Source organism: Streptomyces radiopugnans (genome assembly GCF_900110735.1).
In the GTDB taxonomy this organism is placed as follows: Bacteria; Actinomycetota; Actinomycetes; order Streptomycetales; family Streptomycetaceae; genus Streptomyces; species Streptomyces radiopugnans.
Genome location: NZ_FOET01000002.1, coordinates 544,519 through 569,684 on the forward strand (window position 1 = coordinate 544,519; position 25,166 = coordinate 569,684).

The window sequence follows — 25,166 nt, forward strand, 5'->3', positions numbered from 1 at the left end:
TCTTTCGTGGTGGTCTGCCGACTCCGTCGGCAGACCACCACGAAAGACCGAGGCCAAACAGGCGCCTCATGTCTGTTGAACCCCCGTTTATCGCGTATTGACCTCCGCAACCTACGATCTCCCAACCGGCCATGCCGAACGGGAGACGACATGCTCCGCATTCATTTCAGCGATGCAGATCTGGCAAGAGTCAGGATTGCCGCCGCGCCTGATCCGCTCTGGGAAGTCGCCGCGAGTCTGCAACGATTACAGTCGCGCAGGGGACGGTGGGCCTACGCCGGGTGGTACCGCATGGCAAGGCAGCAGACGCGGGAGAGGGGGTTGGGGCGTGTCCTGCGGAACGTCTTCCTGCCCTTGTACCCAAGGGCCGCTTACTTTCCGGATTTTCTAACGCCCTCTGATTCGGTGGGTGATTGGGACGCCGGGCTGGAATCAATTCTGGCCACGCCTCCGCGACGGGTCCTGGAGGAGGTAACCATCCTCGACCGGACCGTCGGAGCTCCCGCGTGGGCCGGGCATCTGGCCCGGCTGGAGGCGCGCAAGGAGTTCGTGGGAATGCTGCGGGCGTACCACGACGCGGTGATCGCCCCGTACGAGGAACAGGCCCAGGCCCGGATCGAGGCGGAGCGAGCGGCGCGTGCCCGTGGACTTCTGGACGGCGGAGTCGAGGGCATGCTCTCGGGACTCGGGCCGATGCTGCGCTGGCGCCCTCCCGTCCTGGAGGCCGTCTATCCCAAGCAGGTCGGGGACCGGGACCTGTATCTGAACGGACGTGGGCTCACCCTCATCCCTTCGTACTTCAACTGGGGTGAGCCGGTCACCTTCGCCGACCCGGAAATGCCGCCCGTGCTCTGGTACTCGCTCCTCCACGAGCCGAGTCCCCCGGACGCCCCGCATGGCGTCGATGCCCCCGAGAAGTCCTTGATCACCCTGCTCGGGCGCGCCCGAGCGGTCGCCTTGCGCACCGCGTCCACTGGTGCCACGACCGGCGAGATCGCCCGTGCCGCCGGAGTCTCGGCATCCTCCGCCAGCAGACATGCCACCGTGCTGCGTGAAGCAGGCCTCATCACCACCATCCGGAACGGCCCGACCGTGCTGCACACCCTCACCCCGGCGGGGGCGTCCTTGCTCCGCGCCGTGAGCCCGATGGAGTGACCAGCACCGGTTCGTCGCCGTCGGCACGAGCATGAAGCGGGCCCGCCGGTTGTCCACCGGCGGGCCCGCCCCTTACGTACCGACAAGTCAGTGCGGTTGTTGCGGTCAGGCGGCGTATGAGCCCGACGCGGAGCCGGTGGTCTGGAAGAAGAACACGAACTCCTGGAAGTCGCGGACGTTGGTGGCGATCACCTTCCAGGAGCCCGAAGGGGCCCACTTGTAGTCGCTCTGGCAGTCGAAGGAGCCACTGCTGAGCTTGAAGCACACCTTCACGTAACGGCCGCTGGAGCCCATCTTGAGGTTGATGTCGTTGCACCTGGTCGACGTCTTGAAGACGCTCGTCGTGTGCCGGCCGGACGCCTTCGAGAAGGACGAGGCCCCGTCGTAGCAGCTGACCTGGGTGCTCACGTCGCCCTGCGGAGCGGCGACAGCCACCGTCGATCCGCCGAGTGCCAGAGCAAGACCGCTGGCGGCCATGGCGAGCGTCTTGAGGTTCTTCCGCATGTTTTCCCCCTAGGACTGTTGTGCATGGCGAGACCCACTCTGCTGAGTGGCGCCGCGTCGGGCCATGCTGTTGCGGCAGGCCGCAAAAGCCGAGTTCATCGGGGAGAACGAGATGTTGGGCGTCCACTTCGCCGGCAGAGGCGTGGCCCTTCTTCACAAAACCGGTCTCGTCCACGATCAGCACTCCGCCGTCGGCGCCAAGGTGATCGGCAACGTAGGAGCGAATGTCGTCGCGGACGGCGTCGGCGTCCCGGCGGGCGTAGCGCAACAGGCGCTGCATCGACCCGGGCCAGGCGTGACCGGCCTGTTCGGCCAGCCGCCAGCAGTTCTTCCGCTCGGCTTTGGACAGCATCCCGAGCAGGTAGGCGCGGGCAGTCACTCGGGGCTCAACTCGGCCGAGTCGTCCCGCAACCCGGGCCATGGCCTGGTCGAACACCTCCCGCCGGCGGGCAGGGTCCACGCTACGGCCTGCGGCCACCGCACGATCTTCAGGAGTCCGCACAACCCCCGTGATCACTCGGTGGCCGTACCCGTTCCCAGCCGGACCCCGATGCAGGATCGCGAAACCAGACTGAAGTACCAGAGGCTGTCCGGAGCGAACGGTTGCCGCCCTCCTCCGGGGGCTGAGGCCGGTTTCCGGCTCCGCCCGGATCCGGCGCTTCCGAGTTCTCCCACGGCCTGCAGCGCGTTCTGGCTCTCGTCGCCCTTCCGGCCCCCAGGTTTCACTGACATCGCCGCCGACCGGCCGTACTACCCGGGCAAGCACCAGCGGCACGGCATGAACGTCCAGGTTCTCGCCGACCCGTCCGGGAAGCTGCTCTGGGCCTCCCGGCCCTGGCCGGGGCCGCAGCGCGGTCTGCTGGGCGGACAAGACGTATCGGGGCGCCGACGGCACCGTCCGGGTGCCCTACTGGGGCCGCTGGGGGAAACTCTCGACCGGACAGCGGGCTCACAACCGCTGGTGTGGTGGACTGGCCGAACCACCTGGACACGCAGACCGGTACCTTCACCTACTACGGCGATAGAGGACTCCGGGCCGGGACCTGCACGGCACTCCCCGCGGAGGCAACATACTGCTGAGGGACGCCTTCGCAGCTTCGCATGGCACCGCCGCCGAACGCGCCGCAGGCGTGCCGCCTTTCCTTCTGTTCGAGAAGGCAGGGTGGTGCTGGCCGCGCTGTGCGCTTCCGCGGCCTTCTGGCCCCCGGCGGGCCCAACATGGCGCCCGACGACGAACTGGTGGCCATCTGGCGGACCACCGGCGGCCGCCGCTTCCAGAACTACCGAGCCCGTTTCACGGTGCTGGATCATGCCAGGGTCTCCCGTACTTGGCTCCAGCACGTCCTGGAGGGAGGGCACCCGCTTGAAGGCGGCTGCCCTCCGGCATGGGGCACCTGGGTCGTGGGTCGCGCCTACAACCCCCTGCTCGCGCCTTCCACCACCGTCATCAGGTCCAAGGCGGACCAACTCCCCGATGGCCCCGAAGGCCAGGCCATCCTAGAGGCGGTCCGAGCTCACTTCCGCGGCAGGGAACATGACTTCGAGGAGTGCGCGATCGCTGTCTGGCGGCTGATGGCGCCCAGGACCGGTGCCTGCGACCTCACCCGTCCCAGCCGCGACGGAGGGCGCGATGCAGTCGGCGAGTACGTCCTCGGCCCGGAGGCGAGCCCTATTTCCATCGACTTCGCGCTGGAAGCAAAGTGCTACGCAACCTCGAACTCCGTCGGGGTCAGGGAAGTCTCACGCCTCATCTCCCGCCTGCGGCATCGCACCTTCGGGGTCCTCATCACGACCTCGTACTTCCACAGGCAAGTACAGGAAGAGGTCCGTGAGGACGGCCACCCCATTGCCCTCGTGTGCGGCCGGGACATCGTCGATGCCCTGTGCCAGCACGGCCACACCACTCCAGTAGCTGTGCAGCAATGGTTGGAGCAGGGTTTTCCCAAGCCGTAGAAGCCGCCTGCCAACTCATGGCCGCAGCCAGTTTCCCCGCCTTTGTGTCGATTTGGCGCGGCCGGGAGGATCCATAGCATCACTCACCACGGCGTACCGCGCCTCCGCAGGATTTCCCTGCGGAAGCAGAACGCCCGGAAGGTGAGGTTTTGGCGCAGATCATCGACAAAGGGCCGGGATACGGCGGCAAACGGTGGCGGGTGCGCTACCGGGAGCCCGGAGGCAGGACGGCGCGGCAGCGCGAGAAGGCCTTCGAGCGGAAGAAGGAGGCCCTCGCCTTCGCCGCGAAGGTGGAGAACGACAAGCGGGAGAACCTCTACATCGACCCGGACGCCGGGAAGGTGTCCCTGCGCCAGCACGCGCAGGAGTGGCTGGAGTCGAAGAGCATGGCTCCGGGCACCGCGGAGGCCTACGAGCGCATCCTGCGGCTCCACATCCTCCCCCACCTGGGCCGCAGGACACTGGCCCAGGTCACCGCGGCGGATGTGGAGGGCCTGTACGCGCGGTGGCGGCAGGCAGGGACGGCGCTCAGCACGATCCAGTCCCGCCGCATCGTCCTGTCCGGGCTGTTCTCGCACGCGGTGCGGCACCGCAGGATCCCTGCCAATCCCGTGAGGGAGGCCGAGAAGCTGGACAGCCCCGTGCTGCGGGTGGACGAGCGCAGCCTTCCCAGCCTTGAGGAGATAGCCGCTCTCGCGGAGGAAATCGGCCCCCGACTGGAGCCCGCTGTCTGGCTCATGGCCTGCTGCGGAGTGCGGATCGGGGAATCCCTCGGGGTGTTTCCCGAGGACATCTCCGGTGGGGTCTTACGGCTGCGTCGGCAGGTGATACGTGCGAAGGGGGCTTCGGGTAAGTACGCAGCCCGTTATGCGCCTCTCAAACACCGGAAGGAGGGCGAGTGGCGCGATATACCGGCTCCCGGGAAACTGAATCCCGTCATCGACCGGCTGCCCGTCCGGAACAACGACGGCGGAATGCCCTATCCGGATCTGTTCCGCAAGTCGTGGGACCGTGCGATCCGGCGGCTGGGAATCCGGGAATACAACCCGCACGACCTGCGGCACAAGTGGGCCACCGTGACCCTGAGTAACGGTGTTCCCCTCCACGAGGTGTCGCGGTGGATGGGGCACGCCTCCATCAGGGTCACGGCGGACCGCTACGGCCCCGAGCACCTGACGGCAGCGAGCGCTGCCGTCAGGTGCTCGGGGCCGTCTTCGACGGTGGCGGGTCAGCGGATGCCGAGCGCGCGTAGCGCGCGGTGCTGACTCGGTGCTGGCTTGGCCGGGAAGAGGATGTAGCAGATGCCTCCCGTACCGCTTCTGACCTGGCCTTTCTCGTTGTAGCGCTTGGTGCGCAGCCAGATGTTCTCGAACTGCCGGCGCTTGTAGACGTGGCGGACGGCCTCGTTGCTGTCGCTGGCCGGGTCGTTGGCGATGACGTCGCCGTCCTTCGTGAAGCCGATGACGGTCATCAGGTGGCCCGCGGTGCCGTAGCCCGCGCCGTCGAGTTCGGACTCCATGAAGGACTGGGAGGTGATCAGGGGGATGCCGGCTCGGATCAGGCTCTCGGCGTCCGCGAGGGAGTCCAGGCGGGTCACGATGCCCTGCATGTCGCGGTAGGTGGCCGCGTAGGCGGTGTTGAACGGCCAGTTGCCGCAGCCGGAGTACTGGTAGTCGTAGGTGAAGCGGGCGGCGTGGCAGACCTGGGGGTCGGCGTACTCGGGGTTGACCCAGGACAGGTCCTCGGCGGTGGGCTTGCGGCCCCAGTACTCGATGATCATCTGCGAGGAGGTGGGGCTGCACCACGCCTCGCCGCCGTTGTCGTACTCCGGGTACTGGCCGATGTGGGTGTTCTGCGAGTAGCGCGGGACGTCCAGTTCGATGCCCGCGGCCACACCCGGCGCGGAGGCCGGGACCTCGAAGCGGTCGGGGACGTCGGAGCCCATGGCGCCCAGGCGCCAGACCACGGGGGTGGCGTCGGTGCCGGGGGCGCGGTGGAGGGTGGCGCGCAGCCGGTAGGAGGCCAGGCGCAGGCCGGTGGAGGTGTCGTCGACGGCGAAGGTGTCGGTCCAGACGCTGGACTTGCCGTCGCCCTGGTCGTCCACGGAGGTGCGGCGGATGTCCTCGTCGCCGGAGGCCCAGACGCCCAGGGTGTACCAGGGGGTGTCGGTGCCGTCGGTGTACGTGCCCCGCATCTCGATCCGGATCCAGGTGCCGGCCGGGGTGTGGGCGTTCCAGGAGGCGACGAGTTCGCTCGCGGGCACCGGCAGGCGGTGGACGGGCGAGGTCCACACGGCGTACTCCCAGGCGGCGGTGCGCCGGGTGTGCGGGTCGGTGTAGTCGGTGGTGCCCGCGGGGGCGGCGATGGCGATGCCGGGGCGGTGGCCGGTCGCCACGCGGGTGCCCTGCCCGGTGCCGGAGCGCCAGTCGGCGGCGGAGGTCCAGGCGCGGTAGTCCACCGTGGAGCCGGTCCGCGCGCCGGTCCGTGCGCCGCCCGGGCCCGTCCCGGGTGCGGACGGGGAGGCCGGGAGCGGCGAGGCGGCGGCCGGGGAGAGCGCGGTCTGGGAGGCGACGGCCGCTGCGGCGGTGGCGACGGCGGCGGCGAGTACGGTGCGGCGGGTGGCCGGTCTGCTGTCGGTCATGGCGGTGGGTACCCCGGTCCTTCCGTGAGTCGGTGCGCGTGCGGTGCCGCGCGTGGGTGCTGCGCCGATACGGCGGCGGTGGTACCGCGGACGCACCGCGGAGTGTCCACATCTTGCCGCCGCCGGATCTTCGGGGCCAGTGCTGCGGTCCCTCGTGCACCCGAAAACATTGGTGTCGACCAGTGGCGTTACCCGGTCGGCCGTACGCTGGAGCGGTGATCTCCCGTGCCCGTTCCGGTCTGGCCGGCCTCGTCCGGCGGCTGCGCGCCCTGCCGCCGTCGTGCGGTCCGGTGCGGCTGGTGGCGGTCGACGGGCACGCCGGGTCCGGCAAGAGCACGCTGGCCGGGCGTCTGGCGGCCCGGCTGGGCGGGGCGCCGGTGCTCCATCTGGACGATCTGGCAAGTCATGACGCCCTGTTCGAGTGGACGGACTGTTTTCTGGAGCAGGTGGCCGCCCCCCTCTCGCGCGGGGAGCCGGCCCGGTACGGGGTGTACGACTGGGAGCACCGGGTGTTCGGCGGGGAGCGTACGCTGCCGCCCGCGCCGGTGGTGCTGGTGGAGGGGGTCGGCGCGGGGCGCCGCGCCCTGCGCCCCCAGCTGGCCTGTGTCGTATGGCTGGAAGTGCCGCGCGAGGAGGCCTGGGCCCGGGGGCGGCACAGGGACGGGCCGGAACTCGCGGGCTTCTGGGACGGCTGGGAGCGCGCGGAGGAGCGGCACTTCGCCGCCGACCCCACCCTCCCCCACGCCGATCTCCTGGTACGGCGGTGCGCGCGGGGGTACCTGGTGTTTCCGGGGCCGCGAGGGGACGGGGGGAAGCCCGTTGCGGATCACGGTGGGTGACGCCGGGTCAGCGGTACGCGTCCTCACCGTACCGGTCCGTATGTTCCGTCCCGCACCGGCTTGACCGGCCCCGGTTCCTGGTTCTACGTTCTCCCTGAACGGCCTGACAGGCCGTTCCCGCACGAAGCCCCCGGTTGTTCCCCCGTGATCGGGGGCTTCGTCCTGTCCGGGTTCCGCCCGGACGGCTCCGGCGCGTTCTCACCGTCCGTCACCGTCCGCCACCGGGCGGGAGCCGTCGGCCCGCCGGGGCCTCCCCCGCGCCCTCCGGCCTGCCCATACGCCGTCTACGACGGGAACCGCGGCGCGGGTACCATGCCAAAGGCCGCGGACGGCCGGGGTCCTGCCCTGCTGCCTGCGGCAACTCCCTTTCGCAGCATGGCCGTTGAGCGACGTTGAGAACCACCGCCGCCGTCGGGTGATCGCCCGGCGCATACCTTCGGGGGACGTTTCGTGGGGGACGTGAGGGACTACGGCACGCAGGACGTCCACGGTCCGCAGGCCCCCGCCGATCTCGCCTGGCTGCGCGGCGTCGACGCGTACACCGTGGGCTCCTACACCCACGCCGAGGAGGAGTTCCGCGCCGCCGTGCGCATCGATCCGGGCATGGCCGACGCCTGGCTGGGGCTGCACGCCCTGCGCGTGGACGCCACCACCGCGCTGCTGCGGATGCACGAGCACCGCCACCGGTTCGGCGAGCAGCGCGCCCGGCACGGCCGCGCCCTCAACTCCTGGTACTGGCTGGGCTGGTGGGTGCAGCCGGTGCTGGAGACCGAGCGCGACCTGCTGCTGGCGCACGCCTCGCACTGGCTGGACGGCCGCCACGTGGCCGACCTGGACCGGGCCCTGGCCGAGTGTCCGCCGGTGGAGACCGATCCTCAGGTGCGGTTCCTGCACGCCTGCCGCGCCTACCTCGCCAAGGACTGGGAGCTGCTGGTCCGGTACACCGAACCGCTGGTGGGCGATCCGCTGCTGGGCGTCGAGGCCGGCCTGTTCGCGGGCATGGCCCGGGTGCGGCTGGAGATGTACGGGCAGGCCGAGCCGCTGCTGGCCGCCGCCCTGATGCGCTGCCGCAGCGAGCAGCCGCAGCGCAAGGAGCTGCGCTACTGGCTGGCCCGGGCCCGGGAGGGCACCGGGCGCAGCGCGGCGGCGCTGCCGCTGTACCGGGCGGTGTACCGGGTGGATCCGGCGTTCATGGACACCGCCGCCCGGCTCACCGCCATCGCCGAGGGCGACGGGCTGGACGACGCTCCGGGGATGGCGGCCACGGCCGTGACGCTCGCGGACGGCGCCGACGGAGCGGGCGACCCGCCGTTCGAGGCTCCGCCGGGTGACCTGCCGGCCGGTGTGGACTGGTCCGCCGACGGCGCGGACCTCGCCGACCCGGCCGCCGGGGACCTGCGCTCCGCCGGCTCGGTCGGTGGCGCGGGCGGCGGTGTGGGCGGCGGTGTGGGCGGGCCCGTGCCGGTGGAGGCCGACGGGGCACGGGAGCGGTCCTCCGGCCGCCGGGGTACGGCCGGGCGCTTCCCGGCGGGACCGGCCGACCCGGTGCTGCTGGCCCGTGCGATGGAGGAGCTGGAGCGCATGGTCGGGCTGGAGCCGGTCAAGCGCCAGGTGCGGGCGCTGTCGGCGCAGCTGCACATGGCACGGCTCCGCGCCGAGCAGGGGCTGCCCGTCCAGCCGCCCAAGCGGCACTTCGTCTTCTCCGGTCCCTCGGGGACGGGGAAGACGACGGTGGCGCGGATCCTGGGGCGGGTGTTCTACGCGCTGGGCCTGCTGGGCGGCGACCACCTGGTGGAGGCGCAGCGCTCCGATCTGGTGGGCGAGTACCTGGGCCAGACGGCGGTCAAGGCGAACGAGCTGATCGACTCGGCGCTGGGCGGGGTGCTCTTCGTGGACGAGGCGTACAGCCTGTCCAACACCGGCTACGGCAAGGGCGACGCGTACGGCGACGAGGCGCTCCAGGTGCTGCTCAAGCGCGCCGAGGACAACCGGGACCGGCTGGTGGTGATCCTGGCGGGCTATCCGGAGGGCATGGACCGGCTGCTGGCCGCCAATCCGGGTCTGGGCTCGCGCTTCACCACCCGGGTGGACTTCCCCAGCTACCGTCCGCCGGAGCTGACGGCCATCGGCGAGGTGCTGGCGGCCGAGAACGGCGACGTGTGGGACGAGGAGGCGCTGGAGGAGCTGCGCAGCATCAGCGGCCATGTGGTGGACCAGGGCTGGATCGACGAGCTGGGCAACGGCCGCTTCCTGCGCACCCTGTACGAGAAGTCCTGCGCCTACCGCGATCTGCGGCTTTCGGACTACCCGGGCACGCCCTCCCGGGAGGAGCTGGCGACGCTGCGGCTGCCGGACCTGATGCAGGCCTACGGCGAGGTGCTGTCCGGCCGCGGCGGCCCCGAGGGGCCGCGGCGCGAGCCTCCCTCGTTCACCTGATCCCCGCCCCGGGACGGGAGTCCGCCCCGGCCGGCGGTGTCCCGGCCCGCGGTCCCCGGCCGGCGCGCCGGGCGCCCCGCGGGCGGGCGGGGTGCGCGGCTCCGGCCGCGCGGGATGCACGGCGGTGCGGTGCCGGACCGGCGTGGAAGGGCCGGGGTCGGCGGGAGGGCCGGGGTCAGCGGGAGGACGGCCCCGTGCCGTAGCGCTCGGCCAGCGTGCGCAGCGCCCTCGCGTCCCGGATGGCCTGCTGTTTCGCGACGCCCGGCTGGATGCCCATGGCCGGCAGGGTGGTCCCGTCGGCGAGGTCGAGGAGCACCCAGGGGTCGCCGGGGCGGAGGTTCACCTTGACGATCTCCGCCCATTCCAGGTGACGGACGGTGGTGAGGTTGACGACCGTGACGCCGCTCTCCTCGGCGACCACCTTCGGACGGCTGAGCAGGACGAGGACGCCGAGGAACAGCAGACCGGTGAGGACGAAGGAGGCCCGCTCCCCCGCGCCGATCCCCTCCAGCATCATCGCGACCGCGGTGAGGGTGGCCAGGATCGCGACGCCGACCGACAGCAGGACGATCCGGGTGCGGGCGGGCCGGAAGGTCACCGGCAGTTCGGGGCCGGGGCCGGGCTCGGGGGCGGGGGCGGGCACGTGCGTCGCTCTCCGGTGGGTCGGTGCTTCGGTGGATGCCTGCGGGCTCAGAGGCGGCAGGCGTGGATGCCGGTGGTGAGGATCGCCCGGGCGCCCAGGTCGTACAGGTCGTCCATGATCCGCTGGGCGTCGCGGGCGGGCACCATGGAGCGCACCGCGACCCAGCCCTCGTGGTGCAGCGGCGAGATGGTGGGCGACTCCAGGCCGGGGGTGAGGGCCACGGCCTGCTCGACCTTCTCGGCGCGGATGTCGTAGTCCATCATCACGTAGCGCCGGGCCACCAGGACGCCCTGCATACGGCGGAGGAACTGCCGCACCTTGGGGTCGTCGGCGGGTGCTCCGGTGCGCCGGATGACGACGGCCTCTGACTCCAGGATGGGCTCGCCGATGATCTCCAGTCCGGCGTTGCGCAGCGTGGTGCCGGTCTCGACGACGTCGGCGATGATCTCGGCGACACCGAGCTGGATGGCCGTCTCCACCGCGCCGTCGAGGCGGACGACGGAGGCGTCCACCCCGTTGTCCGCCAGGTGCTTGGCGACCAGGCCGGGGAAGGAGGTGGCGATGGTCATGCCGCCGAAGTCGCCGACGCCGCCCGCCGTGCCGGGGCGGGTGGCGTACCGGAAGGTGGAGGCGGCGAAGCCGAGCTGGAGGATCTCCTCGGCGGCGGCCCCGGAGTCCAGCAGCAGGTCGCGGCCGGTGATGCCGATGTCGAGCTTGCCGGAGCCCACGTAGACGGCGATGTCGCGGGGGCGGAGGAAGAAGAACTCGACCTCGTTGTCGCTGTCCACCAGGACCAGCTCGCGGCGGTCCTTGCGCTGCTTGTAGCCGGCCTCATGGAGCATCGCCGACGCAGGCTCGGACAGTGAACCCTTGTTGGGGACGGCGATGCGCAGCATGGGGCGGTCTTCCTTCGCTTCTTCGGGCCGGTGCGGGCGGCACGGAGTGGGTGGTGCGGGGTGGGATGTGCGGGCGGGGCGGTGCGGTCGGCGGTGGCCTCGGCGGGACGCGTCCGCGAGGTCCGGGACGGCGCTTCCTACAGGTGAGCGTATACGTCGTCGAGGCCGATGCCCCGGGCGACCATCATCACCTGAAGGTGGTAGAGCAGTTGGGAGATCTCCTCGGCGGTGCGTTCCGCTCCCTCGTGCTCCGCGGCCATCCACACCTCGGCGGCCTCCTCGACGACCTTCTTGCCGATGGTGTGGACGCCCGCGGCCACCAGCTCGGCGGTGCGGGAGGTGGCGGGGTCGCCGGTGGCGGCCTTCTGCTGGAGCTCGCCGAAGAGCTCCTCGAATGTCTTGTTCGCCATGGTGCCCCCTACCCTACGCCGGTCGCGGGCCCGCTCGTCCCCGGGGCTCACCGCCGGGATCGACCGGGGATCGGTCGGGAACCGGTCGGGGATCACCGCCAGGGTTCGGCGACGGTGCGCAGGACGGCGGCCGTGGCGACGGCGGCGGTGACCGCCTCGTGTCCCTTGTCCTCGCTGGAGCCCTCCAGTCCGGCGCGGTCCAGGGCCTGCTCCTCGGTGTCGCAGGTCAGCACGCCGAAGCCGACGGGCACGCCGGTTTCCACGGAGACCTGGGTGAGACCGGCGGTGACGCCCTGGCAGACGTAGTCGAAGTGCGGGGTGCCGCCGCGGATGACGACACCGAGCGCGACGACCGCGTCGTAGCCGCGGGCGGCCAGCACCTTGGCGGCGACCGGCAGTTCGAAGCTGCCGGGGACGCGCAGCACGGTGGGTTCGTGGATGCCCAGCTCGCCCAGGGCGCGCAGCGCGCCGTCGAGCAGGCCGCCCATCACCTTCTCGTGCCACTGCGCGGCGATCACGGCCACGCGCAGGTCGCCGCAGTTCTTGACGGTCAGTTCGGGGGCGCCCTTGCCGCTCACGTTGCTCCTCGTCGGTGGGTCGTTCGGTGGGTCGTTCGGTGGATGGGTGCTGAGACGGGGACGTCCGGCGGGGCCGGTGTCACTGGCCGCTGCAGACGGGGACCGGTTCCCCGTCCAGCCAGGGCAGGTCGTGCCCCATGCGGTCCCGCTTGGTGCGCAGGTAGCGCAGGTTGTGCTCGCCCGCCTGGACGGGCATCGGCTCGCGGCCGGTGACGCGCAGACCGTACCGGGCGAGGGCGCCGGTCTTGTCGGGGTTGTTGGTCATCAGCCGCAGGGAACGCACACCGAGGTCGGTGAGCATCTGCGCGGCGGCGGCGTAGTCGCGGGCGTCGGCGGGCAGGCCGAGCTCCAGATTGGCGTCGAGGGTGTCGCGGCCCGCCTCCTGGAGCTGGTAGGCGCGCAGCTTGGACAGCAGGCCGATGCCCCGGCCCTCGTGTCCGCGCAGGTAGACCACCACGCCGCGGCCCTCGGCGGCCACGCGGCGCAGGGAGTCCTCCAGTTGGGGACCGCAGTCGCAGCGCAGCGAGCCGAACACGTCGCCGGTCAGGCACTCGGAGTGCACCCGCACCAGGACGTCCTCGGCGCCCTCGACGTCCCCGGCGACCAGGGCGATGTGCTCCACGCCGTCGGCGGTGGAACGGTAGCCGTGGGCGCGGAAGTCACCGTGGGCGGTGGGCAGGGAGGTGACGGCCTCGCGTCGGACGGTGGGCAGGGCGGAGGCGGCGGGGACGGCCTGCTCACGGGAGCGGCGGTAGGCGATCAGCGCCTCGATGGAGACGATCGCCAGGCCGTGCTTGCGGGCGAAGGGCACCAGCTCGGGCAGGCGCAGCATGGTGCCGTCCTCGCCCGCGATCTCCACGATGGCGGCGGCGGGACGCAGTCCGGCCAGCCGGGCGAGGTCGACCCCCGCCTCGGTGTGGCCGGGGCGCTCCAGCACGCCGCCGGGGCGGGCGCGCAGCGGGAAGACATGGCCGGGGCGCACGAGGTCGCCGGCCTCGCAGGCCGGGTCGGCCAGCAGCCGGATGGTGGTGGCGCGGTCGGCGGCGGAGATGCCGGTGGTCACGCCGTGGGCGGCGGAGGCGTCCACGGAGACGGTGAAGGCGGTGCCCATCGACTCGGTGTTGTCGCCGACCATCTGCGGCAGTTCCAGCCGCTCCAGCTCGCCGGCCTCCATCGGTGTGCAGACCAGACCGCGGCACTCGCTCATCATGAAGGCGACGATCTCGGGCGTGATCGATTCGGCCGCGACGACGAGGTCGCCCTCGTTCTCGCGGTCCTCGTCGTCGACGACCACCACCGGGCGTCCGGCGGCGATGTCGGCGATCGCGCGCTCGACCGGGTCCAGCGCCAGGACGTCGCCGACCGCACCGCCGAACGCGTCGGCCGCCACGGGGTCGGCGGAGGCCGCGGGGTCCACGGGACGCGGGTTCCAGGTGTGCAGCACGGTCATGCCGGAGCTCCTTCCAGAGCGGGGTCGTTCGCCGCCTTCGCACGGGAGCGCAGCCACCAGTCGCGCAGGCCCCACAGGACGAGGACGAAGTAGATGACGTAGACCAGGCCGGAGAAGGCGAGGCCGCTGCCGAAGGCGAGCGGGACGCCGACCAGGTCCACCAGCAGCCAGGCGAACCAGAACTCCACCCATCCGCGGGCCTGGGCGACCATCGCCGCCAGGGTGCCGACGAAGATGTAGGCGTCGGCCCACGGGCTCCAGGACAGCTGCGGGTAGAGCGTGAACAGTCCGCCGACCGCGAGGGTGCCGGCGGCCGTTCCGGCCAGCAGCAGGCCGCGTTCGCGCCAGGTGGCGAACCGTACGGTGATCCTGCCGTCGGCACTGTTGCCCGCACCGTCGCCCGCACCGTCACCGGAGGGCCGCCCGGCCGCCGCGCTCCCGTCGTCCGCCGCCGTCGCGGAGGCGCCGCGCTGCCACTGGCGCCAGCCCCACACGGCGACGCCGATGACCAGCAGCTGCTTGCCGACGCCGCCCGAGAGCTGGGCGGAGGCGTAGGCGGCGACCAGGATGAGTCCGGCCAGGAACTGCGCGGGCCAGGTCCAGATGGAGCGGCGCCAGCCGAGGGCGAGGGCGGTCAGGCCCATGACGTTGCCGACCATGTCGGACCACTTCACGCCCTGGCCGAACGCCTCGAAGGCGGTGCCGTTGAGGGTTCCGTCGAGCCATTCCAGCGCGCTCATCGGACGACCCCGGCGGTCCCGGCGATCTCGACGGTCTCGGCGGCCGCGGCCGGCCCGGCCGCGGCTCGGTGGCCGAGCAGCCGCTCGACGTACTTGGCCAGGACGTCGACCTCCAGGTTGACCGGGTCTCCGACGCCCTTCACGCCCAGTGTGGTCAGGGCGAGGGTGGTGGGGATGAGGCTGACGGTGAAGTCCGTCTCGCCCGCCTCGACGACGGTGAGGCTGACGCCGTCCACGGTGATCGAGCCCTTCTCCACGATGTAGCGGGTGAGCCCGCCCGGGGCGGCGATCCTGACGATCTCCCAGTTCTCGCCGGGGACGCGCTCGGTGATGGTGCCGGTGCCGTCCACGTGGCCCTGGACGATGTGGCCGCCGAGCCGTCCGCCCAGCGCCATGGGGCGCTCCAGGTTGACGCGGTCGCCGGCGGTCAGGGCGCCGAGGCCGGAGCGCTTGAGCGTCTCGGCCATGACGTCGGCGGTGAACTCGCCGTCCGCGGTGTCCACGACGGTCAGGCAGACACCGTTGACCGCGATCGAGTCGCCGTGCTTCGCCCCCTCGGTGACCAGCGGGCCGCGCAGCCTGAAGCGGGAGCTCTCCTCCAGCTTCTCGACGGCGACGACCTCGCCCAGCTCTTCGACGATTCCGGTGAACACTCAGGACTCCTTGGGCTCGTGGACGGCGGGGGCGGGAGCGGACGCGGCGGACGCGGCGGATGCGGAAGCGGCGGGTACGGCGTCGATGCGCAGATCGGGCCCGGTCCTCTCGATCGCGGTCACCGTCAGTCGCAACGCATCGGCGATGGTGGCGATTCCGGCGTCGGCGAGGGCGGCGGGCCCGGCGCCCAGGAGGGCAGGGGCGAGGTAGGCGGTGACCCGGTCCACCGCGCGGGCGGCGACGAAGGCCCCGGCCAGGGTGGCGCCGCCCTCCAGCAGCACGGACCGCACGCCGCGGCCGTGGAGGGCGGTGAGCAGCGCGGTCACGTCCAGGCCCCGGCCGTGCCCGCCGCCGTGCCCGCCGGCACGCGGCAGCCGCAGCACCTCGGCGTGCCCGTCGAGGTGGGCGGTGGCGGCGTCCGGCAGGTCGTCGGCGACGGCGACCAGGGTGGGGGCGGCGCCGTCCAGGACACGGGCGCCGGGGTGGACGGCGCGGGCCTCGGTGTCGGCGACGACGCGCAGCGGCTGGACGGCGCCGGGGACGCCGCGCACCGCGAGGTGGGGGTCATCGGCGCGGGCGGTGCCGGAGCCGACGAGCACGGCGTCGGCCTCGGCGCGCAGCCGGTGGACGTCCGCGCGGGCCTCGCCGGAGGTGATCCAGCGGCTGGTGCCGTCGGCGGCGGCGGTACGGCCGTCGAGGGTGGCGGCGTACTTCCAGCGCACGTACGGGCGGCCCAGGCGCACCGAGGTCAGCCAGGGGGCGTTGACCTCGGCGGCCTCCTCGGCCAGGAGGCCGCCCTCGACGTCGATCCCGGCCGCGGCCAGGGTGTCCGCGCCGCCGCGGGCGGCGGGGGTGGGGTCGGCGACGGCGTAGACCACCCGGGTGACACCGGCGTCGATCAGGGCCCGGCTGCACGGGCCGGTGCGGCCGGTGTGATCGCAGGGTTCCAGGGTGACGACGGCGGTGCCGCCGCGGGCCGCCTCGCCGGCCTCGGCGAGGGCGTGGACCTCCGCGTGGGGGCCGCCGGCGCGCCGGTGCCAGCCCTCGCCGACGATCCGCCCGGCGGCGTCGAGGACGACGCAGCCGACGACGGGGTTGGGGCTGGTGGAGCCGAGGCCGCGGGCGGAGAGGGCGACGGCGCGGCGCATGGCGCCGCGTTCGCGCTCCCGCGCGGTGGGCGCTGCGGCTTCGGTGGCCACCGGGTCCTCCTGCCTCTTCGGGCACGGACTCCGGGGCGGTACGGGAAAACGAGCGGTCTCGCGGGGTGGGCGGTACGCCGGGCGGCGGGCCGGATTTCGGGGCCCGGTGGGCGCCCGAGGATCCGCCTGCGGCGGCGTACCGGCCGTCTCGCGGCCCGCCGCGCACTGCCTCCCATCCGGACTTTAACCGTCGGTCCAGGAATTTCACCTGGTCAACCGGCCGCTGGCAGCGGTCGGGTCGCGGACTGTAACCGCCGGTTCGGACTTTCACCGACCCCGGAGTGCGCTTGACGTTGGTACGCGACCAGTGTGCCACGTCCGGATCGGGCGGCGCTGGGGAAGGGTTGTGGACTGACTCACAGAGACCGTCTCCCGGAAGGCCGCGGGCGGAGCGCCGGGCGGGGGCCGGGCGGAGGCCGTGCGGTGGACGCGGAGACGAGCCGGGACGAGGGGTGCCGGCGCCACCGGCGAACGGGGCGGGCGCCGGCGGGGCCTGGACGCCCGCCGGGCCCCGCACCGGCGAACCGCCCCCGCGGCGGGAGCCGTCCGCCTCGCGTCACCGCGTCACCGCGGGGTGAACAGCTCCCGCCGTGCCGCGTCCAGGGCCGTCACCAGGCCGCCGCCGAGCACCGGGCTTCCCTCGACCGTGCCGCACAGCACCTCGGTGGCCAGCGGCGACATCCCGGCCAGACGGCCGGCCACCCGTTCCGCCAGCGGCTGCCCCCCGGCCCGTCCCACCTCGCCGCCGAGCACCACGCAGCCGGGGTCGAGCACCGAGGCGACGGCCGCGGCGCCCACGGCGACCCGTTCGGCCAGCGCCTCCAGGAACGCCTCGGCACCGGCTCCCGCCTCGCCCGCCACCGCCGCGCGCACCACCGCCTCCGCCGCGTGGACACCGTGCGCGGAGGCGTGCCGCGGCGGTCGCAGGCCGTGTCCGCGCGCCAGCGCGCACACCGCCTCGGCGCCGGCCAGGGAGTGGAAACCGCCGTCGCAGACCGTCGCCGACGGCAGCCCTGCGGTACCGGGCACCGGCAGGAAACCGACCTCGCCGGTGCCGCCGGAGGCGCCGCGGCGCAGTGCGCCGTCCAGGACCACGGCGGCCCCCACGCCGTGCCCCAGCCAGAGCAGGACGAAGGTGTCGCGGCCGCGTGCCGCGCCGAGGCGGTGCTCGGCGATGCCCGCGAGGTTCACCTCGTTCTCCAGGACCACCGGGGCGCCCAGCCGTTCGCGGATCGCGGCCGGGACGCGGGCGTGCCAGGCCGGCAGCGTGCTGCCGCGGCCGAGGGCTCCGGTGGCCGGGTCGATCATGCCGGGGGCGCCGACGGCGACGGTGTGCAGCGTGGTGACGCCGCTCTCGCGCAACGCGTCCCGCAGGGCCGTCACCGTCCGCTCCACGGGGTCGCCCCCGCCGCCTCCGGCGTCCGCGCCGTCTCCGACGGGGAGTTCAGCTCCGCCGGCCGCACCGCCAGCGAGGTCCGCCAGGGCGAAGGAGACGCCGTCGGCACGGAGGTCGACGGCCGCGACGTGGGCACGGTCGGCGACCAGGCCGTACAGCCGGGCGTTGGGCCCGCGGCGGGCCTCCCCCGCCTGGCCGACGATCCGGACCAGCCCGTCGTCGGCCAGGCGCCGCAGCAGGTCGGCGACGCTGGGACGGGAGAGCCCGGTCAGCTCCTTGAGCCGGCCGGCCGTCAGGGGGCCGTGCTCCACCAGCAGTTCCAGCGCGATCCGGTCGTTGATGGCGCGGGCGGTGCGGGGCGACGCGGTACGCGCCGGGCGGGCCGCGGGGTGGGGCGGAGGTGCGGGGGCGGCGGGAGGCGCGGGCCGCGGGGGCGTGGTCATGCGGGAATCCTCGCAGATTTCCTTTTTCATTCAGGAAGCCTTCCTGATAGTTTACGCGCATGCCCTCCTCCCCCATCCGCCGGGCCCGGCGCTCGGTCGCCCTGGTCTTCGCCCTGCACGGTGCGGTCTCCGGCGGCTTCACCACCCGCATCCCCTGGATCCGGGACCAACTCGACCTGAGCAACGGCCAGTTGGGGCTCGCCCTGGCCTTCCCCGCGATCGGCGCCTCGCTCGCCATGCCGTTGGCCGGACGCCTGGTGCACCGCTACGGCGGGCGGGCCGCCGTACGCGCCCTGCTCGCCCTGTGGTGCGCCTCCCTCGCCCTGCCCGCCCTCTCCCCCCACCTGGCGCCGCTGTGCGCCGCGCTCCTCGTCCTGGGCGCCGCCGCCGGGATGGCGGACGTGGCCATGAACGCGCAGGGCGTGGAGGTGGAGCGGCGCTACGGGCGTTCGATCATGTCCGGGCTGCACGGCATGTGGAGCGTGGGCGCGCTGCTGGGCTCGGCGGCCGGCGTGGGGGCCGTCCACCTCGGCCTGGACGCCCGGATCCACCTGGCGCTGGCCGCCGCCGTCCTGGCCGCGGCCGTTCCGGCGGCCTGCCGCGGACTGCTGGACGTACGGCCCGCGCCGGGGCAGGAGGCGCCGCCGCGCTTCGCGCTGCCGCCGCGCTCGGCCCTGCTGATCGGCGCGGTGGGGATGTGCGCGGTGCTCGCCGAGGGCGCGTCGATGGACTGGTCCGGTGTCTACCTCAGGGACGTCACCGGGGCGTCGGCGACGGTCGCGGCCGCGAGCTACACCGCGTTCGCCTGCACCATGGCCGCCGCCCGCCTGGCCGGTGACGCCGCCGTACGCCGTCTCGGCCCGGTGCGCACGGTGCGGATCAGCGGCGTTCTGGCCACCGCGGGCGGCGCGCTGGTGGTGGTCGCCCCCGGTCCGGTGGCGGGCGTCGCCGGGTTCGCGCTGCTGGGCGTCGGGATCGCCGTGGTGGTGCCGCTGGCCTTCGCCGCGGCCGGGCACAGCGGTCCGGCCCCCGGGCAGGCCATCGCCGGCGTCGCCACCATCACCTACACCACCGGACTGGCCGCGCCGACCGTCATCGGCCTCCTCGCCGAACTGGTCTCGCTGCGGGCCTCGTTCGCCCTGGTCACCGCTGCCACCGCCGTCCTCGTCCTGGCCGCCGGGGTGCTGGGCGCCCCCGGCCGGAGCGGCGTCGTCGCCCGCGGCGCCGGGGACACCCGGGCGGAGCTGCAGGGGAACTGACCCGAGCGGCACGGGCGGACGCGGGCGGGTGGCGAACCGCGGACGGGCGGCGGGCAGGCGGGCAGGCGGCCCGGCACCGCCGGCCGGTGATCGTCCGCGTCCGCCCGGGCTCCTGACCAGCGGGTGTGACCTGCCTTTCCCTCCTGCTCCGCCGACTGACATCCCCGCAGGCGCCCCGTAGCATGTGGGCCGACCGATTCCGGTCACACACCCGATCGCATCCCGGCGCGCGTCGAAGCGCGCCGCAGAGCACCACCGCGCGAGCACGAAACGGAGCACCCATGGGCCTCGGTCTGCGCTGGACCCTGCACGGCGACGGCCGCACGCCGGCGCCCGGAGCCGTCGTACGGCCCGACGAGCGGCTGTCGTGGCCGCGGACGGCCGGACTGGGGGCCCAGCACGTGGTGGCGATGTTCGGCGCCACCTTCGTGGCGCCCGTCCTCATGGGTCTGGACCCCAACCTGGCCATCATGATGTCGGGTGTCGCCACCATGGTGTTCCTGCTCATGACGCGCGGCCGGGTGCCGAGTTACCTGGGTTCCAGCCTCTCCTTCGTCGGCGTCGCCGCGGCGATCCGGGCGTCGGGCGGCGACAGCGGGACGATCACCGGGGCGCTGCTGGTGGTCGGCGTGGTGCTGCTGCTGGCCGGCCTGGTGGTGCAGAGGTTCGGCGCGCGGGTCATCCACGCCGTGATGCCGCCCGTGGTCACCGGCGCGGTCGTGATGCTGATCGGCTTCAACCTGGCGCCGGTGACGGCCTCGACGTACTGGCCTCAGGACCAGTGGACGGCGCTGCTGACCATGCTCTTCACCGGGCTCGCGGTGGTGGCGCTGCGCGGTTTCTGGTCCCGTGTGGCGATCTTCCTCGGACTGGTCTTCGGCTACGCCGTCTCCTGGGCCCTGGACCGCGTCTTCGGGAAGATCCACTCCCCGGCGGGCGGCGGGGAGGCCGTCGACCGCTGGCGGCTGGACCTCTCGGCCGTCTCCGAGGCCGACTGGATCGGGCTGCCCTCCCTGCACGCCCCCGAGTTCCAGTGGTCGGCGATCCTGGTGGCGCTGCCCGTGGTGATCGCGCTGATCGCGGAGAACGCGGGCCATGTGAAGGCCGTGGGCGAGATGACCGGCGATCCGCTCGACGACAAGCTGGGCACCGCGATCGGCGCCGACGGCGTGGCCACGGTGCTGTCCACGGCGGTCGGCGGCCCGGCCACCACCACGTACTCCGAGAACATCGGCGTGATGGCCGCGACCCGCGTCTACTCCACCGCCGCCTACTGGGCCGCCGCCTGCTTCGCCGTGCTGTTCGGGCTGTGCCCGAAGTTCGGCGCGGTGATCGCCGCGATCCCCGGCGGCGTGCTCGGCGGGATCACCGTGATCCTCTACGGCATGATCGGCCTGCTCGGGGCGCAGATCTGGCTCGCGGGCCGGGTGGACCTGCGCAACCCGCTGAACCTGGTGCCGGTGTCGGCGGGCGTCATCATCGGCGTCGGCGGCGTCAGCCTGCGGATCACCGACGGCTTCGAGCTGAACGGCATCGCGCTGGGCACCATCGTCGTCCTCACCGGCTACCACGTGCTGCGGGCGCTGGCCCCGGCGCACATGCGAGAGCAGGAACCGCTGCTGGACGAGGGCACCTCCTCCTACGACGCCGCGGCCGCGGACGGCGCCACGGACGGCGCCGGCGGTGCGGAGGACGCGGGCGGCACCGGGCCCGGCAAGCGGTAGGCGGCGGGGCGGCCGCCCGGCCGCCCGGCCGCCCGCCGCGCCCGCGCCCGCGGCGCCCCGCGGACAGGGGTTCGCCCCTCGTTCGGAGGTCGCCCGATCCGGGCGGACTTCCCGCGGACCCTCCTGCGCCCCGCCCCCGTCTGTCACGCTGAGCGCATGACGATGACGCAGTCCGGGCCCGTCACCGGGCCCGCCGCGGACGGGACGGACGAGGCGGGCGGGGTGGACGGGGTGATCGCGCGGATGCGCGCGCTCCAGGAGGAACTGCCGCCGCACGACGGGGTGGCGGCCTTCAACCGGGTCTATCTGGCCGTGATGCTGTCGGTGCGCCGGAGCCTCCTCGACGGCCTCCTGCCCCGCCCCCGCTCCGCGGCGGCCCTGGCGGCGGTCTTCGCCGGCCGCTATCCGGCCGCCGTCGACCTGGCCGCCGCCGGGGAGCCCGTTCCCGCCTGCTGGCGCCCGCTGTTCCGGGCGCGCCACCACACGGGCGTGCACCCCGTGCAGTTCGCGCTGGCGGGGGTCAACGCGCACATCGGGTACGACCTGGCACTGGCCGTGGTGGACACCGCCCGGACGCACGGGTGCGAACCCTCCGCGCTCCAGGGCGCGTTCGACCGGATCGGAGACGTCCTGGTGGAGCTGGAGGAGCGGATCCGCGAGGACCTGGTGCCCGGCCCCGATCCGCTGGACGTCGCCGACCCGCTCACCCACCTGATCGCCGGCTGGAACATGGAGCGGGCCCGGGACGCGGCCTGGTCGGCGGCGCGGCTGCTGTGGAGCATGCGGCGACTGCCGGAGCTGGCCGAGGAGTTCACCCACCGGCTGGACACCGGGGTGGGCCTGGTGGGCCGCTTCCTGCTCACCCCGCTGGAGCACCGCCCGGTCGCACGGACGCTGTGAGCGTCCCGGGCCCGAACCCGCCCGGTCCCTCTCATCCCTTCAGCCCCGAGCGGGACACCCCCTCGATCACCCAGCGCTGCGCCACCACGTACAGCAGCAGCACGGGGACGCTGGCGATGACGGCCCCGGCCATCAGCAGGTCGTAGCGGATGTTGTTGGCGCCCTGGAAGTTGGCCAGCCCGGCGGGCAGGGTCAGCGACTCGGGGCTGAGCAGCACGTACAGCGGCCACAGGAAGTCGTTCCAGTTGGTCAGGAACGACAGCAGGGCGAGTGTGACCAGGGCCGGACGGGCGAGCGGGAGCACCACCCGGACGAAGATCTGCCACCGGTTGCAGCCGTCGATCTCCGCCGCCTCCTCCAGTTCCCCGGGAAGGGTGAGGAAGAACTGCCGCAGGAAGAAGACGCCGAACGCGCCGGCCGCCGCCGGGACGACGATCGCGGGGAGGGTGTCCACCCAGGCCAGCTCGTTGACGATCAGGAAGTTGGGGACCAGCAGGATCACCGGGGGCACGAAGAGGGTGGCCACGACCCCCGCGAAGATCACGCCCCGGCCGCGGAAGTCCATGCGGGCCAGCGCGTACGCGGCCGGGGTGGCGGTGGCCAGCACCAGCGCGGCGTGGGCGGTCGCGGCCAGCAGGCTGTTGAGGAACCACTGCATGACCGGGCTGTCGGTGGAGCCCAGTACGTGGCGGTACGCGTCGAGGGTGAACGGATCGGGTGTCCAGCGCGGTTCGGTGGCCCCGGCCTCGCCGCGGGTCTTGAGCGAGGTGGTCAGCATGTACAGCAGCGGGCTGAGGTACAGCGCGGCGACGACGCCCAGGACCAGGTGGAGCAGGGAGCGGCGCAGCCGCCGGGCGGCCGGCCCGCCGGCCGCGCCCGGCCGGCGGGCTCCGGTCCGTTCCCCCGCCCTCCGGGGCGGCTGCGGCGCCCGGGGAGCGGTTCGGTCCTCGTGCGTTCGGGGCCCGGACGCCGGGGTGGAGCCGGAGCGGACGGCGGTCATCGGTCCTCCTGGCGTTCGCGGAAGATGCGGAAGAGCACCGCGCTGGCGGCCATCAGCGCCAGGGCGAGCACGAAGCTCATCGCCGAGGCGGTGCCCATCTCGAACCGGCGCAGACCGGTCTCGGCGATCAGGAAGATCGCCGTCTTGGTCTCGTCCGCCGGGGCGCCGGTGGTGATCAGGTAGGACTGGCCGAACATGTTGGCCGAGGCCAGAAGCGTGGCGTTGACCACGAACAGCAGCACCGGGCGCAGTCCGGGCAGGGTGACGTGGAGGAACCGGTGCCAGGCGCCGGCGCCGTCGACGCGGGCCGCCTCGTACAGCTCGGCGGGGATGTCCTGGAGTCCGGCCAGGTAGATGACGGCGTTGAAGCCGAGCGTCCACCAGACCGTGACGCCCACCAGGCCCCACCAGGCGGCGGGGGTGTCGGTCGTCCACTGGATGTCGTCGGGCAGTCCGAGCACGCCCAGGTAGTGGTTGACCATGCCGATGTTGCCGTCGAGCAGGAAGCGCCACAGCAGGCCGACCACGGCGACGCCGAGCACGTACGGGGCGAAGTAGACCGCGCGGTACAGGTTGCGGCCGCGGAACCTGCCGTTCATCAGCATCGCCACGAACAGCGGCACGACCAGCAGGAACGGCAGGGACAGGGCGGTGAAGATCCCCGTCGCGCGCATCGCGGTCCAGAAGCGGGGCCCCTCCACGCTCCCGGAGTCGAACAGTTCGCGGTAGTTGCCCAGGCCGACGAAGGGCTTGGCCGGGACGTTGATGTCCCACGCGTGGAGGCTGATCCACAGGCCGTAGCCGATCGGGGCGAGGACGAAGACGGCGAACAGGGCCAGATAGGGGCCCATGAAGACGTACGGCGTCCACCAGCGGTAGGGGCGGGTGGCGACCCGGGCGGGGGCCGCGCCCCGCCCGGGCCGCGCTCCCGCGGTGGTCGGCCGTGCGGTCAGCCGCAGTGCCACGTCGGATGCCTCACTTCGCGTACTTCTGCTTGTTCTCCGCAAGGAGCTTGTCGGCCGTCCGCACGCCCTCGGCCAGGGCCTTGGCGGGCGGGAGCTGGCCCAGGACGGCCTTCTGCACGGCCAGTTCGAGTGCCTTGGACTGGACGTCGCCGATGCCGGGGAGGGCGGGCAGGAAGTGGAAGACCTCCACGTCCTTCGCCAGCGCGATCTGCGGCAGCCCGGCGACCTCGGGGTCCTTGCGGGCGGAGTTGCGGGCGGGGATCATCCCGGCCTTGGCCCACTCGGTGGAGCGCTTGCTCATGTGGTCGATGAAGAACTTGGCGGCCCTGACCTTGTTCCCGTCCTTCGCGGCCTGCGAGGTGAGCACGAAGTTGTGGGAGGCGCTCCAGGCGGCGGGGGTGTCGCCGATGGTGGGGATCTGGGCCATCTCCCAGCGCAGGTCCCTGGCGTTGGCCTTGAGGTCGTTGATCTGCCAGATGCCGTCCCAGGTGAAGCTGACCTTGTTGTTCTTGAAGGCGTTGTACTGGGCGTCCTGGGCGACCTGGGCGGGGCTGTGGCCCTTGGTGATCTGCTCGCGCATCCACGACAGGGCCTCGACCCCGGCGTCCGAGCCCCACAGGGCGGCGGTGCCCTCGGCGTCGTACAGTTCGCCGCCGAACTGCCACAGCAGGGACATGAACATCAGGTGGGCGGGCCACTTGTTGGGCATCCAGAAGGGGTTCTTGATCCCGGCGTCGCGCAGTTCGGCGAGCGCGTCCTCGTAGCCGGAGCGGTCGGTGGGCGGCGCGTCCAGCCCGGCGCGGGACAGGTGCCTGGCGTTGGCGTAGTCGGCCAGGCAGTGCACGTCCAGGGGGATGCTGTAGCGCTTGCCCCCGTAGATCCCGGCCTGCCAGACCGCCGGGATGAAGTCGGACTCGGTCAGTTCCAGCGCGGAGACCACGTCGTCCAGCGGGACGAGGGTGCGGCGCGCGGCGAAGGTGGCGACCCAGTCGTTGTGGATGACGGCCACGTCGGGGCCCTTGCCCGCGGTGATGGCGGTGGGCATCGCCGGATAGAGGTCCTGCCACTGCCTGGTGGTGTTGCGCACCTCGATCCTCCCGGCGTACTCCTTGTTGAACGCCTTGAGCATGGCGCGCATGTGGGGGCCGTCGCCGCCGGTGAAGCCGTTCCAGTACTGGAGGGTGACCTTGGGACCGTCGTACTCGCCGCCGTCGAACTCGGGCGCTTCGTCGGGGCCGCTGTCGTCGGCGCCCAGCTTGGTGCCCCCGCCGCAGGCGGTGAGCAGGCCGGTGCCGGCCAGGGCGCCCGCGGCACCGAGGAAGGACCTGCGCCGCATGTTCGTACCGTACGGGGATGCACTGCTCATTGTCTGCTCCTGGGA

22 protein-coding genes, 2 pseudogenes and 1 riboswitch are annotated in these 25,166 nt (G+C 73.0%); of the genes and pseudogenes, 9 read left to right on the plus strand and 15 right to left on the minus strand.

From position 1 onward, the window contains the following. Positions 1-150: 150 nt before the first annotated feature. A complete protein-coding gene (locus BMY40_RS07230; RefSeq protein WP_093656603.1) occupies positions 151-1,155 on the plus strand; it encodes a helix-turn-helix domain-containing protein in 1,005 nt (334 codons plus the stop codon). Between the two features lie 105 nt (positions 1,156-1,260). Here the strand turns inward: BMY40_RS07230 and BMY40_RS27970 are convergent, their stop codons facing one another. Next, a complete protein-coding gene (locus BMY40_RS27970; RefSeq protein WP_177213878.1) occupies positions 1,261-1,659 on the minus strand; it encodes a hypothetical protein in 399 nt (132 codons plus the stop codon). 130 nt (positions 1,660-1,789) lie between these two features. Next, positions 1,790-2,080 (minus strand): annotated as a pseudogene (locus BMY40_RS07235) (transposase); the annotation flags it as partial. Between the two features lie 309 nt (positions 2,081-2,389). Here BMY40_RS07235 and BMY40_RS27975 point away from each other — a divergent pair. From BMY40_RS27975 to BMY40_RS07245, 3 genes and pseudogenes are all read left to right on the plus strand, one after another. After that, positions 2,390-2,618 (plus strand): annotated as a pseudogene (locus BMY40_RS27975) (transposase family protein); the annotation flags it as partial. A gap of 142 nt (positions 2,619-2,760) precedes the next feature. Then, positions 2,761-3,612 carry a restriction endonuclease gene (locus tag BMY40_RS07240; RefSeq protein WP_281250746.1) on the plus strand — a complete coding sequence of 284 codons (852 nt, stop codon included), beginning with the start codon at positions 2,761-2,763 and terminating at the stop codon, positions 3,610-3,612. A 149-nt stretch (positions 3,613-3,761) separates the two neighbouring features. Then, positions 3,762-4,877, plus strand: coding sequence for a tyrosine-type recombinase/integrase (locus tag BMY40_RS07245; protein WP_093656604.1), 1,116 nt, complete (start codon positions 3,762-3,764; stop codon positions 4,875-4,877). On the opposite strand, the gene BMY40_RS07250 is transcribed toward BMY40_RS07245, so the two are convergent. After that, a complete protein-coding gene (locus BMY40_RS07250) occupies positions 4,841-6,253 on the minus strand; it encodes a peptidase C39 family protein (RefSeq protein ID WP_093656606.1) in 1,413 nt (470 codons plus the stop codon). The two genes, BMY40_RS07245 and BMY40_RS07250, sit on opposite strands and share 37 nt — an antisense overlap. Before the next feature lie 215 nt (positions 6,254-6,468). Between BMY40_RS07250 and BMY40_RS07255 the strand changes: the two genes are divergently transcribed. Both BMY40_RS07255 and BMY40_RS07260 read left to right on the plus strand, forming a co-directional pair. After that, entirely contained in the window at positions 6,469-7,092 is a 624-nt protein-coding gene (locus tag BMY40_RS07255) for a uridine kinase family protein (protein ID WP_245769911.1), read from the plus strand. A gap of 450 nt (positions 7,093-7,542) precedes the next feature. Continuing rightward, positions 7,543-9,528 carry an AAA family ATPase gene (locus BMY40_RS07260; protein WP_093656608.1) on the plus strand — a complete coding sequence of 662 codons (1,986 nt, stop codon included), beginning with the start codon at positions 7,543-7,545 and terminating at the stop codon, positions 9,526-9,528. A gap of 175 nt (positions 9,529-9,703) precedes the next feature. On the opposite strand, the gene BMY40_RS07265 is transcribed toward BMY40_RS07260, so the two are convergent. The 9 genes from BMY40_RS07265 to BMY40_RS07305 form a co-directional block, all read right to left on the minus strand. Next, entirely contained in the window at positions 9,704-10,171 is a 468-nt protein-coding gene (locus tag BMY40_RS07265) for a PH domain-containing protein (RefSeq protein WP_093656610.1), read from the minus strand. Between the two features lie 47 nt (positions 10,172-10,218). Continuing rightward, entirely contained in the window at positions 10,219-11,067 is an 849-nt protein-coding gene (hisG, locus tag BMY40_RS07270; RefSeq protein WP_093656612.1) for an ATP phosphoribosyltransferase, read from the minus strand. A gap of 137 nt (positions 11,068-11,204) precedes the next feature. Continuing rightward, positions 11,205-11,477, minus strand: coding sequence for a phosphoribosyl-ATP diphosphatase (locus tag BMY40_RS07275; RefSeq protein ID WP_093656614.1), 273 nt, complete (start codon positions 11,475-11,477; stop codon positions 11,205-11,207). A 92-nt stretch (positions 11,478-11,569) separates the two neighbouring features. Next, on the minus strand, positions 11,570-12,055 hold the full coding sequence (gene ribH / locus BMY40_RS07280; protein ID WP_093656616.1) for a 6,7-dimethyl-8-ribityllumazine synthase: 486 nt from the start codon (positions 12,053-12,055) through the stop codon (positions 11,570-11,572). A gap of 79 nt (positions 12,056-12,134) precedes the next feature. Next, positions 12,135-13,505 carry a bifunctional 3,4-dihydroxy-2-butanone-4-phosphate synthase/GTP cyclohydrolase II gene (locus BMY40_RS07285; protein ID WP_093656618.1) on the minus strand — a complete coding sequence of 457 codons (1,371 nt, stop codon included), beginning with the start codon at positions 13,503-13,505 and terminating at the stop codon, positions 12,135-12,137. Beyond that, positions 13,502-14,245, minus strand: coding sequence for a nicotinamide mononucleotide transporter family protein (locus BMY40_RS07290; RefSeq protein WP_093656620.1), 744 nt, complete (start codon positions 14,243-14,245; stop codon positions 13,502-13,504). The genes BMY40_RS07285 and BMY40_RS07290 overlap by 4 nt, the downstream gene beginning before the upstream one ends. Next, positions 14,242-14,898 (minus strand): riboflavin synthase, encoded by a 657-nt coding sequence (locus BMY40_RS07295; protein ID WP_093656622.1) that lies wholly within the window; start codon positions 14,896-14,898, stop codon positions 14,242-14,244. Before BMY40_RS07295 ends, BMY40_RS07290 begins: the two co-directional genes overlap by 4 nt. Then, a complete protein-coding gene (ribD, locus tag BMY40_RS07300; protein WP_093656850.1) occupies positions 14,899-16,047 on the minus strand; it encodes a bifunctional diaminohydroxyphosphoribosylaminopyrimidine deaminase/5-amino-6-(5-phosphoribosylamino)uracil reductase RibD in 1,149 nt (382 codons plus the stop codon). Positions 16,048-16,256: 209 nt separating this feature from the next. Then, positions 16,257-16,387, minus strand: a riboswitch (FMN riboswitch). Between the two features lie 275 nt (positions 16,388-16,662). Beyond that, complete coding sequence (locus BMY40_RS07305) at positions 16,663-17,937, minus strand: ROK family transcriptional regulator (RefSeq protein ID WP_093656624.1); 1,275 nt, start codon at positions 17,935-17,937, stop codon at positions 16,663-16,665. Between the two features lie 59 nt (positions 17,938-17,996). Here BMY40_RS07305 and BMY40_RS07310 point away from each other — a divergent pair, with 59 nt between their 5' ends. The 3 genes from BMY40_RS07310 (at position 17,997) to BMY40_RS07320 (ending at position 21,820) form a co-directional block, all read left to right on the plus strand. Beyond that, complete coding sequence (locus tag BMY40_RS07310; RefSeq protein ID WP_093656626.1) at positions 17,997-19,196, plus strand: MFS transporter; 1,200 nt, start codon at positions 17,997-17,999, stop codon at positions 19,194-19,196. Positions 19,197-19,477: 281 nt separating this feature from the next. Continuing rightward, positions 19,478-20,920 carry a uracil-xanthine permease family protein gene (locus tag BMY40_RS07315; RefSeq protein ID WP_093656628.1) on the plus strand — a complete coding sequence of 481 codons (1,443 nt, stop codon included), beginning with the start codon at positions 19,478-19,480 and terminating at the stop codon, positions 20,918-20,920. A gap of 162 nt (positions 20,921-21,082) precedes the next feature. Further along, on the plus strand, positions 21,083-21,820 hold the full coding sequence (locus tag BMY40_RS07320; RefSeq protein ID WP_093656852.1) for a DUF5995 family protein: 738 nt from the start codon (positions 21,083-21,085) through the stop codon (positions 21,818-21,820). Positions 21,821-21,851: 31 nt separating this feature from the next. Here BMY40_RS07320 and BMY40_RS07325 read toward each other — a convergent pair whose 3' ends face one another. Genes BMY40_RS07325 through BMY40_RS07335 form a run of 3 tightly spaced genes read right to left on the minus strand, consistent with a single transcriptional unit; the run spans position 21,852 to position 25,151 of the window. Further along, positions 21,852-22,820 carry a carbohydrate ABC transporter permease gene (locus tag BMY40_RS07325; RefSeq protein ID WP_093656630.1) on the minus strand — a complete coding sequence of 323 codons (969 nt, stop codon included), beginning with the start codon at positions 22,818-22,820 and terminating at the stop codon, positions 21,852-21,854. After that, on the minus strand, positions 22,817-23,785 hold the full coding sequence (locus BMY40_RS07330) for a carbohydrate ABC transporter permease (protein WP_245769912.1): 969 nt from the start codon (positions 23,783-23,785) through the stop codon (positions 22,817-22,819). Before BMY40_RS07330 ends, BMY40_RS07325 begins: the two co-directional genes overlap by 4 nt. A gap of 10 nt (positions 23,786-23,795) precedes the next feature. Beyond that, the gene (locus BMY40_RS07335) at positions 23,796-25,151 is read right to left on the minus strand and encodes an ABC transporter substrate-binding protein (protein ID WP_093656632.1); all 1,356 of its coding nucleotides are present in this window, start codon (positions 25,149-25,151) and stop codon (positions 23,796-23,798) included. Positions 25,152-25,166: the final 15 nt, after the last annotated feature.